Annotated in this window: 9 protein-coding genes; 1 reads left to right on the forward strand and 8 read right to left on the reverse strand. The window is 46.0% G+C overall.

Annotation, left to right across the window (positions count from 1 at the left end; translation table 11 throughout):
- The 8 genes from coaE to nadC all read right to left on the reverse strand — a co-directional run bounded on the left by coaE (nucleotide 1) and on the right by nadC (nucleotide 8,316).
- Nucleotides 1–621 (reverse strand): dephospho-CoA kinase, encoded by a 621-nt coding sequence (gene coaE, locus ACIGBN_RS06250; RefSeq protein ID WP_133004060.1) that lies wholly within the window; start codon nucleotides 619–621, stop codon nucleotides 1–3.
- Nucleotides 618–1,412 carry a prepilin peptidase gene (locus ACIGBN_RS06255; protein WP_396664299.1) on the reverse strand — a complete coding sequence of 265 codons (795 nt, stop codon included), beginning with the start codon at nucleotides 1,410–1,412 and terminating at the stop codon, nucleotides 618–620. The genes coaE and ACIGBN_RS06255 overlap by 4 nt, the downstream gene beginning before the upstream one ends.
- Complete coding sequence (locus ACIGBN_RS06260) at nucleotides 1,412–2,464, reverse strand: type II secretion system F family protein (protein ID WP_396664301.1); 1,053 nt, start codon at nucleotides 2,462–2,464, stop codon at nucleotides 1,412–1,414. The genes ACIGBN_RS06255 and ACIGBN_RS06260 overlap by 1 nt, the downstream gene beginning before the upstream one ends.
- A complete protein-coding gene (locus ACIGBN_RS06265) occupies nucleotides 2,451–3,401 on the reverse strand; it encodes a GspE/PulE family protein (RefSeq protein WP_396664302.1) in 951 nt (316 codons plus the stop codon). The genes ACIGBN_RS06260 and ACIGBN_RS06265 overlap by 14 nt, the downstream gene beginning before the upstream one ends.
- Before the next feature lie 2 nt (nucleotides 3,402–3,403).
- Nucleotides 3,404–3,850 (reverse strand): pilin, encoded by a 447-nt coding sequence (locus tag ACIGBN_RS06270; RefSeq protein WP_396664304.1) that lies wholly within the window; start codon nucleotides 3,848–3,850, stop codon nucleotides 3,404–3,406.
- A 278-nt stretch (nucleotides 3,851–4,128) separates the two neighbouring features.
- A complete protein-coding gene (pta, locus tag ACIGBN_RS06275; RefSeq protein ID WP_396664306.1) occupies nucleotides 4,129–6,234 on the reverse strand; it encodes a phosphate acetyltransferase in 2,106 nt (701 codons plus the stop codon).
- A 41-nt stretch (nucleotides 6,235–6,275) separates the two neighbouring features.
- Nucleotides 6,276–7,460: an acetate/propionate family kinase gene (locus tag ACIGBN_RS06280; protein WP_396664307.1), complete on the reverse strand. Its 1,185-nt coding sequence runs from the start codon at nucleotides 7,458–7,460 to the stop codon at nucleotides 6,276–6,278.
- A gap of 10 nt (nucleotides 7,461–7,470) precedes the next feature.
- Nucleotides 7,471–8,316, reverse strand: coding sequence for a carboxylating nicotinate-nucleotide diphosphorylase (gene nadC, locus ACIGBN_RS06285; protein WP_133004079.1), 846 nt, complete (start codon nucleotides 8,314–8,316; stop codon nucleotides 7,471–7,473).
- Nucleotides 8,317–9,249: 933 nt separating this feature from the next.
- Between nadC and aceE the strand changes: the two genes are divergently transcribed.
- Complete coding sequence (gene aceE / locus ACIGBN_RS06290) at nucleotides 9,250–11,916, forward strand: pyruvate dehydrogenase (acetyl-transferring), homodimeric type (RefSeq protein WP_133004053.1); 2,667 nt, start codon at nucleotides 9,250–9,252, stop codon at nucleotides 11,914–11,916.
- Nucleotides 11,917–11,957 lie beyond the last annotated feature (41 nt).

Here is an 11,957-nt window from a genome sequence, read left to right on the forward strand (position 1 = left end):
TTAATCTCTTACATTCAATCGTTCTAAAATACACTGGTTTAATTCCATGACTTTATCATCTAAGTCAATCAAATTGCTATCGTTTTTAAGGATAAAGTCCGCTTGTTTTAATCGTTCTGAATTGCTTATCTGGGCATTAATAATGCTTTGAGCTTGCTCTTCAGTGCTGTCATCTCGGTGAATAATGCGCTTTATTTGTAGCGCTTTAGGAACGTCAATGGCAATCACGAGTTGGCAGATTTTATGTTGGCCAGTTTCGAACAACAGAGGGTGCACCAATAACACATAAGGAGAAGAGGCTTTGGCCAGTTGTTCGGCGATGGATTGTTTAATCTTTGGGTGTGTAATGGACTCAAGCCAGCGCCTTTCGTCTGGGTGCTTAAAGACAATGTCGCGCAGGGCTTTACGGTCTAAATTGCCATCGGTTAATAGAATGTTGGCGCCAAAGCGCGCTACGATTTGGTTAAGGCAGTCTGATCCTGGAAGGACAACTTCACGGGCAACGTCATCCGCGTCGACGCTTTGAATACCAAGTGCGTTGAAGCGTTGAGTCACGGTGGTTTTGCCTGACCCTATGCCGCCAGCAAGCCCAACAATGGGCGATAAATGATTCTGTTTCATAAGTGAATGCAATAAAAGTGGGCGATGCCTGAAATGACTAAAAAAGGGCCAAACGGTATGTTTTGCCTGCCTGTCTTATAATAAATAGCGGTATATACAATACCTAAAAGGCTGGCATACAAAAGAATAGAGAATAACGATTCCATGTATGTCCAAGCGCCTAGCGCTGCAAGCAGTTTTGCATCGCCAAGTCCAATGCCTTCTCTGTTTCGATAATAAAGATAGCACTCTCTAAGCAGGGCAACAATCGCATATCCCAACAAGACCCCTAAAATAGACGCATCTAGATTAGGGGTGCCTATGTTTAGCGCTAAAGCGGCTGCGATGGCAAGGCCGCTGCATTCATTTGGAATGAGTCTGTGCTGGTAATCAATAATGGCCGCGCTGAGCAGTGCACTGATAATAACGGTGTTAAGAATCAGCTCATAAAGACTGAGCGGTAACCACAGAAGAGGAAGCCCAGTGATCAAAAACAGTATTTCGATGCGCCAATAATAGGCTGAAATTGACTTGGCGCAATAGCGGCATTGCCCCTTTAAATAACAATAGCTAAACAGAGGAATTGTGTCTTTCCAGCCTAGGGTGTGATGACAATGGGGGCAGTAGGAGCGTCCAAAGACACTGTTTTTGGGCGGTGTTTTTATAAAATTAAGAGAGAGCAGCTCATGGGCTTCTTTTTCGGCTAAGTAGAGATTAACGGCAGGCCAGCGAATGGAAAACAGCGCTGCAAAACTACCAAGACACAGTAAGCTGAACGCATACAGCGCTGCTGATAATAGCGTGAGCGTCATTAAGACAGCGCCAACAAAGGTTGGTAGATGGACAATAACGCGGACACAACAAAGCCTGCGGCAATAAAAAGACAGCAGGCAGGGACGATCTTTTCAAACCAATAAATCACCTGCTGGCATTGTCGTTCATGCTCTTGTGCTGCCAATGTTAGGGCCCTGTCGATGTCCCCATTTTGACTGGCGGCATCGAGTGCTAAAGCGGATTCTTTGGGAAACCAACTTGTGGGAAAGCTAGTTTGGTAGCTGTTGCCGAGTTGTAACGAGTAGTAAGTAAAAAGAATCTCTTCCTTTAATGTGGCGTGATTAAAGTGCAGAGGCATTTTGTACAGTGCTTGCTGCAAGGGCTTGCCTGTTTTACGGCTGGCGTTCAATAACGCCAATAACTTTGTTAAGCGAAAGCTTGCGTTGAAAGTCTCAAACCAGTTACTGGCGTTTCCATTGATGAAATTGATCACTATTATGGCTTGGACAAAGCTCGTTATGAAATACATGCTTGTGTTGAGTAGAAGATTAGAAGGGGCGTCAGTGCTGGCAAACAGGCTATGAAGCAAATTGATAGCCAGCGCGACCTGCATGATAAAAAAGGGGTAGGTAATGCCTTTTAACAGTTTTGCAGACCACGCGAGAAGCGACGTAAGTTGTTCTATTGAGGTTTTAATGCTTTGCTCGCAATCTTCTCTTGAGCCATCGCTAACGATGAGTTGGCAGTAAGGCTGGCAGCGTTGATTTGAGAGTCTCGATAAAATAGTGTTAAAGGCTTCTCCGGTATGCAGCTCATGGCAGATCGCCAAGCAGTTTTTATTTAAGATTGGGTTACTGGAGGACTCAGAAAGGCTGTGTATTGCTTCGTTAAGTTGCAGTCCATTTTGCAGTGCACTGTTAATTTCAGTGAAAAAGAGAAGCAAGGTTTTGTAGTTGAAGTGTCGTGGTGTATAGCGTCGACAATCTATATTCCATTGCCCTAACGACACATAATGCAGTAACAAACGGCGTTCTGATACGGCGTATCGATAGTAAGTCGTGCCATCAAATTTGACGCTAAACCAAGGCATCTGCTCCCCCTGAGTTTTTATGGCTATACGCCTGCCACAATGAAGGGGTAGCAATAAGTTGCTGGTAATCTATTGGCAAGGTTTCTTTCCACAAAGGCAACAAGCCACTAAACAGCGCATTTTGGCTGCTGGAGCGGTATTCCATGGCTTGGTGGATGATCAGCTTGAGGGAGCTGACAAGTGAAAAAAAGTCGACTTGCCAGCTGCGGCAGCGATGGATCGCATCCAGCGTAGAATTCGTATGCAAAGTGGCTAACACTAGGTGGCCTGTTAACGATGCATTAATCGCAAGATTGGCGGTTTCTGCGTCCCTGATTTCCCCCACCATAATGATGTCTGGGTCTTGTCGTAAAAACGCTTTTAGCAGATGGATGGCATTGAGGCCGATTTCTGGCTTTGGTTCACATTGAAAGAGTCCGCTTATTTCATGCTCTACTGGGTCTTCAATGGTAAAAATAGTGCGTTTCTCATTGTTCAAATAATCTAAACAAGAGTAAAGCGTTGTGCTTTTGCCCGCGCCAGTCGCTCCGCAGACGAGGATTAATCCATTTGGCTTTTCCAGTTGATTGACCAGCTGTACTTGCAAAGAATCGGGCAGTCCTATGCTATCAAGGTTGAAGCGTGTTTTTTCGGGCAGCAGACGTAATGCAACTTTTTCCCCTTTTATGGTGGCGATAAGGCTTACGCGAACAAACGTCGTTTGTTGTTGGTAGGTAAAACTGAATTGGCCTTCTTGAGTTCTGCGCGTTTCAGACAGGTCTAAGTTGGCTCGCATTTTAATACGATTGATCAACGGATTGTCTGCCCCTAAGGTCGCCAGTACGTGAATGACGCCATATTGTCGTGTGTTGACATGGATACCAGCGGCCGTTTGTTCTATGTGTATGTCACTGGCAGCAAGCTTGATGGCACTGGCTAAAATCTCCTCTAAAGTCATGACTATTCGACCTCTATCGTGCTGCATTGCGGGGGAAGGAGCTTACTGTCCAAATCGGAGACGCATTGCCAATCATTGCTGTCATCTCTGCTGTATTTGAAATAGTTCCCTTCGCTAATACCGGTGTCGCTGTTGAGTGTCACAGTCACACTGCCAGTGCCTTCTTCTTGATCGCTTACCGCAATACTTTTCACAATAGAATCGCTTGCGACCGTGGGCGCTATGGCAGCGAACTCAGTGGTGGATGGGAAGGTCCCGTTGAGCAGAATGTACTCCTCAATAAACGATTGACTTTGGGTGGCTATATTTTGAGCTTCAACCAGTTTTGCTTTTGTGATTTGACGGGTAAACGTTGGGGCGGTGATGGCGGCAAGAATAGAAATAATGGCAATGACGACCATTAATTCCAATAGCGTAAATCCACCTTGATGGGCGCGTAGACGGTTCATTTCTTCACTCCTTGAAGAGGGTAAGGGACGTTAGCTTCCTGCTAATCGTTAATAAAACACTAGCCTATTTGTGGAATAACACCACTTGCTTGTGTGAATTTTTGCAATCAAATGGACGCGCTAGAAACGCTGAGGGTCGGCTAAGGAAAGACAGGTATTAAAAAACGAGAGAGATCAGCAGATAAAAAAATAACCTGATGAAATGGCTTTCATCAGGTTATGGGAAGGCGTTAGCCTATTTCTGTGGCATTCAATCACCAGCCATCATCGATGGCAGGTTATGCGTTGCCTTGGTTGGTTTGACCAGCTTGAATGGCCGTAATCGCAATGGTGTAGACTATGTCATCCACCAAGGCGCCACGAGACAAATCATTAACGGGTTTGCGAATGCCTTGCAGCATTGGGCCGATACTGACTACGTCTGCGCTTCGTTGCACGGCTTTATAGGTGGTATTTCCTGTGTTGAGGTCAGGGAAGATAAACACGGTTGCCTTGCCTGCTACCTTGCTATTAGGCGCTTTCTGTTTGGCGACTTTTTCCATGATGGCGGCGTCGTATTGCAAAGGCCCATCAATCAGCAAATCTGGGCGGCGCTGTTGTGCAATCGCGGTTGCTTCTCGCACTTTATCCACATCATTACCGCTACCAGAACCACCGGTGCTGTAACTGATCATGGCGACTTTTGGTGCAATCCCAAACGCGGTAGCGGAATCGGCACTTTGAATTGCAATTTCAGCAAGCTGTTCGGCTGTAGGGTCTGGATTGATCGCGCAATCACCGTAAACAAGTACTTGATCTGGTAAGCACATAAAGAAAACGGAAGAGACTAGCGACGCAGTTTTTGATGTTTTAATGAGCTGTAGGGCAGGACGTATGGTATTGGCGGTGGTGTGGATCGCACCAGACACAAGACCATCAACATCGTTGGTTTGCAGCATCATGGTACCGAGCACCACATTGTCTTCGAGTTGCTCTCTGGCAATGATGTCAGTCAGTCCGCGATGTTTGCGCAGCTCAACCATAGGAGCAACATAACGTTCACGAATGCTCTCAGGGTCTAAGATTTCGACGCCATGGCTAAGCTCAATGCCGTTATTTTGTGCAATACGAAGAATTTCAGCTTCTTTGCCTAATAACGTACAGCGTGCAATGCCACGCTCAGCGCAAATGGACGCCGCTTGTATCGTGCGAATTTCTTCACCTTCAGGAAGAATGATTCGCTTGTTGAGGGATCGAGCTTGCTCTATTAAGCGATAACGGAACGCTGGTGGAGACAGTTTTCTTTCTTCTTGGTTCATCGCAAAAGAATTGACCCAGTCATGATCAATACAGCGGGCAATGTGTTCTTTAACGGTCAATATGCGTTCTTTGTCGTCCAAGGGAATTTCTTGGTTAAACGACTGCATGGTGATCGCCGTTTCCCAGCTATTGGTCGTCACAGAAAGCACTGGCAAGCCTTTCGCCATGGCTTTGCCACACAAGACCATTAGTGCGTCACTAGGCTGATAGCCACCGGTTAATACCAGAGCGGCGATTTTAGTGTCGTTAAGCGCGGCAATGGCGGTCGCCATGATGATGTCGGTACGATCCCCAGGGGTGAATACCAGAACACCTGGACGCAAAGCTTCCAGCATGTTTTCAACGCCACGGGCGCACAAAGTGTAGGACTGAACACGTCGCGATTCCATCTCGCCAGCGTTGACTATTTTGGCTTGTAAAAAGTCTGCAACGTCTTTGACTCGCGGGTAGGTGAGTTCTTCAGAAACGGGAATTTGCCCTAGAAGACTGAAGTTGCGTTTAAAAATACCGCGCTGAGCAAATAAGTCACCATAGGATTTAACGCCTAATGAACCCGGAGTGGTTTTGTTTAAAATGCAGCCAATGACGTCAGGGGCTTTAATGCCACCGTAGGACCCAGCGGCAATTTCAACGTGATGCTCAAGTTCGTTCACGCGCATATTATTAGGGGCGGTGACCAGCACTAAGCCTGCATCAAGGGTTCGCGCAATGGCTTTGTTCAAGCGGGTTGCATAAGGGTGCCCTGAGATAAGCGCAAGACCTTCGACGATGACGGTGGAATCTGGCTCTACGCTGGCTTGGAAGCGACCAACGATTTCTTCCATTAACTCTTCGATATTGTCGTTGTATAGGTATCGTTCGGCCTCATGCAAGGGAATTGGCTCGGCCGGTGTAAGCGTTGATCCTTGTGCGACCATTGCGGTTGATTTGTCTGGGCCGCAATCGCCTGGGTGTGGCTGGGCGATGGGTTTGAAAAAACTCGCTTTCAAACCTTGTTGCTCTAGGGCACGAACCAGTCCAACAGAGACGGATGTTAAACCAACACCGGGTCCGGTCGGTACTGTCATTAACACGTTTGTCGACATAATTAAGGGGTCCTACTTGTACGAGTGTTGGTTAATATAAATTATTGACGAATTAAGTGGATGGTATCCAAAGCAATCATAAGTTCTTCGTTGGTTGGGATGATCCAGACTTTGACATGACTCTGTTTTGACTCAATGCTCATCGTCGCCCCCCGTAAAGAGTTTTTATCACCATCAATGTAAATATTAAAGGCTTTTAATTGTTGGCATATGGCCGCGCGAACATAGGAGGAATTTTCACCAATGCCACCGGTAAAGACCAAATGATCAATGCTGTCGAGAGTGGTGGCGGCGCTAACAAGGTATTTGGCGGTTCGGATGGCAAACATATCCAGCGCTAATTTGGCTTGTTCATTGCCCAGTGCCATGGCTTCTTCTAAGGTTCGGCAATCATTGGACAGTTCGGAGATGCCCAGCAAACCGCTTTTTTTGTTCAATACATCCAATGCGTCGGCCGAGGAAATGCCTTCCGCTTCAGCAATAAAAGAAAGCAGGCTTGGGTCTAAACTGCCACAGCGCGTCCCCATCATAAGGCCTTCAAGTGGCGTAATCCCCATGCTGGTGTCTGTGGATTGGCCTTTATTGATTGCGCAGGTGCTGGCGCCGTTGCCTAAATGCGCGACAAGCACACCTTGTTGTAGGCTGTTTGGTTCAAGTTCTGCCAAACGGCGGCTAATGTAGCGATAGCTGGTGCCATGAAAACCGTATTTGCGAAAGTGGTGCTGTCGATACAGTGCCATAGGAATCGGGTAAAGGTACTGTTCCGCTGCAAGCGTTTGGTGGAACGCGGTATCAAACACGGCAACTTGCGGTATGCCCGGGAAGAGTTCAATGGCCACATTCATGCCGATAATATGAGCTGGGCTGTGTAAGGGCGCAAAATTCGCGCATTCAGCAATGCCGTTTATGACAGATTGGTCAATCAGCACAGATTGACTAAAGGTCTCGCCACCATGTACGACCCGGTGACCAATCCCCGTTAGGCTGTCCAAAATAGCCGGTCTGTCACTTAACCACTTTTTGATTTCGGCGACGGCGCTCTTATGAGTGCCTTCTTTAAGGTGGATAGACTCTTTGTTGCCGTCTTTTTTAAACGTAAGAGTGCTGTTGGTATAGCCGAGTCTATCGGCAATGCCTTCGAGCAATACGGATTGTCCTTCGTCACACAGAACAGCAAATTTCAGAGAAGAGCTGCCGCAATTAATGACTAATATACTGTCGCTCATCATATGTTCCTTATTTATGGACTCGAAGAGAGAGGTCGATGGCTTGAACGTGTTTGGTGAGGGCGCCAATGGAAACATAATCCACCCCTGTTTGGGCAACCCGTTTTAGCTTTTCTTGATCCATGTTACCAGATGCTTCAAATTTTACTTGTCCTTTAAAGCGGGTGACAGCGGTTGCCATGTCTTCATAGGAAAAGTTGTCCAACATAATGATGTCGGCGCCAGCCTCCACGGCTAGGGCAACCTCTGCCAAGCTTTCTGTTTCCACTTCGATGGTTTTGCCTGGCGCAATTTGCTTGGCCATGTTGACCGCATTGGTGATCGAGCCTGCTGCCATAATGTGGTTTTCTTTGATCAAGAAGGCATCAAAAAGTCCAATTCTGTGATTTTGTGCACCGCCGACTTTAACCGCGTATTTTTGTGCGCTGCGTAAGCCTGGTAGCGTCTTTCGTGTATCAAGAATAGTAAGGTTCGTGGCCGCGACATCTTCTGCGTATTGACGTGCAATGGTAGCGGTATAGGACAAGGTCTGAATGAAATTCAATGCAGTGCGCTCGCCCGTTAAAATAGTACGAGCGTGGCCTTTTAGTGTTAAAAAAGGTTGGTTTGCGGTTAGTTGATCACCGTCGTTGGCGTGCCATTCTAGCGTCACATCATGACCGAGCTGTTTGAAAACCTCGTTTACCCAGTCTTGGCCACATAAGACAGCAGATTCTCTGGAGATGACTGACGCCGTAATCTCATGGTCATCTGGAATAAGTTGGGCGGTAATGTCACCCGCACCTACGTCTTCTTTTAAAGCAAAAGTGACGTTCGATGTCATGTGCTCGAGTGAATCTGCATTCAACAGTGTCATGTTATTTCCTATTCTAATGTCGAGAAAGTGCCCATTGTAGCGATAATCTAAGAAGTCGTCAGTGTGAGAAGCGCCCACTTGTGCAATTTTCATGGATATTCAAATGATGAAAAGGCGAATTAAGTGAATTAGTAAAATAAAAGGGGGCAATGGGCAGTGGAGAGAAAGGAAGGATTGGTTATAAAGTGTTCTATTTCTTGTTGAGAAGGCAAAAGCGCAACAAAGCGATCGTTATAAAAAAGACAGAATCGTTTAATAAATGATCGCCTTTGGCCTAAATAGATTTTGCTTATGATTGGGATATTCTTTGTGAATGTTTCCCTTGGCGCCCAGTATTTTAAAGGGCTTGCTGAGTGGCCTTAGTCAAAAAAAGGCCACTATTGCTGAATGTGCGAGCTTTTTATAGTGGGGAAGTTATTCAATCTTGAGGTAGGTGTCTAGGCGATTTCGCGATTAGGTGTTAACCTTACGCCTGATTTGAATACCTATAAAGGAAGAGTGAACCACCGATTTGCCCACTATCTGGCAAATCGAAATAGGGAATGCGTTTGCAGATGACTATTTTGACAACGACAAACAATGTGGTGAACAGTTTATTGAACTTTCTATGATCACTCTGCAAAACGGGGTGTTAATTTCATAGTAAGGGAATTAAGGGCTTAGTAGATATAGGCCCATATGGAAACGAACCTACCAATTTCTTTTTGGTAGTCGAGTGGATAGCAAATTCTAAAATAATAACAACGCTGTCTAGATAAAGAGAAAAAACGATACCGATAAACAAAGGTCAGGTATCGCTTTTTCTCGTGTCGGCTGGTTTTTATAGTGTTATTAATATAAATTCCGCTGGTTCGTTTAAGTCGCCTCCAAGGTAAACAATAAAAGTCCTTGGTAGGTTTGAGATCTGTCCTAATAGCGGGGGTTATTAACACTATGACGGAGCAGCATATCCTCGAAGATATCGATCCGATCGAAACAAAAGAATGGGTTGATGCAATCGAGTCTGTCCTTCGAGAAGAAGGTCCTGATCGCGCACGATACATTTTGGATCGTTTGACAAAAGAGGCTGCGAAAGCAGGCACAGCAATGCCAGCCTCCATTACAACGTCTTACCGTAACACTATCGCTCCTCAAAATGAGAAGCCGTTACCGGGAGATTTGTTTATGGAGCGTCGCATTCGTTCCATAATCCGTTGGAATGCACTGGCAATGGTAATGAAAGCAAACCGTGAAGATTCCACTCTTGGCGGTCATATTACCAGCTTCTCTTCAGCAGCAACGCTTTATGACATTGGCTTCAACCACTTTTTCCGTGGTTCAGACAGTGAGCAAGAAGCGGACATGGTTTTCTTCCAAGGTCATATTTCTCCAGGTATCTACGCTCGATCTTACATCGAAGGGCGTTTGACTGAAGAGCAACTTGATAACTTCCGTCGTGAAGTAGATGGGAAAGGGCTTTCTTCTTACCCACACCCTTGGTTAATGCCTGATTACTGGCAGTTCCCGACCGTTTCTATGGGTCTTGGGCCACTACAAGCGATCTACCAAGCGCACGTTATGAAATACCAACATAGCCGTGGTTTGATTGATCAAGGTGACCGTAAGGTTTGGGCGTTCCTAGGTGATGGTGAGTGTGATGAGCCAGAATCTTTGGGTGCCATTGCACTTGCTGGTCGCGAAAAACTAGACAACCTTATCTTTGTCATCAACTGTAACTTGCAGCGCCTTGACGGTCCTGTTCGTGGTAATGGCAAGATTGTCCAAGAATTAGAAGGCGTGTTCCGTGGAGCAGGCTGGAATGTTGTTAAATGCTTATGGGGCCGCCATTGGGATGCTCTGTTTGAAAAAGACGACAAAGGCTTGTTGGCAAAACGTATGGACGAGGTTTGCGATGGCGAACTTCAGAACTACAAAGCCAATGGTGGCGCCTACACGCGTGAGCATTTCTTCGGTAAATACCCAGAATTGCTAGAGATGGTTAAGGATATGTCTGATGATGACATTATGAACCTTAACCGCGGTGGTCATGACCCTTATAAAGTTTACGCAGCTTACGCTGAAGCGACGACTCATAAAGGTCAACCAACGGTTGTCTTGGCGCAAACCGTTAAAGGTTACGGCATGTTTAAAGCGGCCGAAGCTCAAAACACAGCTCACCAAACGAAGAAACTGGATGAAGAGTCTTTGGCTCAATTCCGTGACAAGTTTGGTATTCCAATCAGCGATGAAGAATTGAAGGATCTGCCTTACTACCGCCCAGCGGAAGACAGCCCTGAAATGAAATACTTACGTGCGCGTCGTAAAGAGCTGCACGGAGATTTCCCGGTTCGTCGTCGTGATTGTGAAGCGCTTGAAGTGCCTTCATTGGATGCGTTTAAAGCACAAATAGCCGGCACAAAAGGTCGTGAAATTTCTACGACTATGGCGTTTGTACGTGCCTTAAACGTGATGGTGAAAGACAAGGCCATTGGTGAACGTGTTGTGCCAATCGTAGCGGATGAAGCTCGTACTTTCGGTATGGAAGGTATGTTCCGTCAGTTGGGTATTTACTCTTCTGAAGGTCAGCGTTACACACCACATGATCACACTCAAGTTATGTATTATAAAGAGTCTGCTCAAGGTCAAATTCTTCAAGAAGGGATCAATGAGCCTGGTGCATTCTCTGCATGGTTGGCTTTGGCTACCTCTTACAGTAACAGCAATCTGCCGATGATTCCTGTGTACATCTACTACTCAATGTTTGGTTTCCAACGTGTTGGTGACTTGGCTTGGGCAGCGGGTGATTCACAAGCTCGAGGCTTCTTGATTGGTGCTACTGCAGGTCGTACTACGCTGAACGGTGAAGGTTTACAGCACGAAGATGGGCATTCTCATATTCAAGCTGGCTTGATTCCTAACTGTGTCTCTTATGACCCAACGTACTCATATGAAGTGGCTGTTATCGTTCAAGATGGCTTGCGTCGTATGTACAAAGAGAAAGAAAGTGTTTTCTATTACCTAACCGTAATGAATGAAAACTACGCTCATGAAGACATGCCAGAAGGTGTCGAAGACGGCATCATCAAAGGGATGTACAAGCTGAAATCTCATGAGAAGAAAGCCAATAAGAAACAAGTTCAATTGCTTGGTTCTGGCGTTATTCTTCGTGAAGTAGAAGCGGCGGCTGAAATTCTCTTTAATGATTACGGTGTTAACTCTGATATCTGGAGTGTGACCTCTTTCAATGAATTGCGCCGTGAAGGTTTAGACGCAAGTCGTTGGAATATGCTTCACCCAGAAAGCGAGCCGCGTCAGTCATACGTAGAATCTTGCTTGGCAGACAAAGGTCCTGTGATTGCCTCTACAGACCACGTTAAATTGTTTGCTGATCAAATTCGCCCATTCATGAAAGGTACATATAACGTACTTGGTACAGACGGTTTTGGTCGAAGTGATACGCGCGCTAAATTGCGTCATTTCTTCGAAATCAACCGCTACTGGGTCGTTGTATCTGCTTTGAGTGCATTGGCGAAAGACGGTGTAATTGATGCATCTGTAGTTAGCGAAGCAATTGCTAAATTTGGTCTAGATCCAGAGAAGCCAAACCCAGTTACTTGCTAATTATAAACAAGCTAGGTACCAGACTTGAGCCTTGCTCAAGT

The organism is Marinomonas sp. NPDC078689, from assembly GCF_044542435.1.
GTDB classification, from domain to species: domain Bacteria; phylum Pseudomonadota; class Gammaproteobacteria; order Pseudomonadales; family Marinomonadaceae; genus Marinomonas; species Marinomonas arenicola.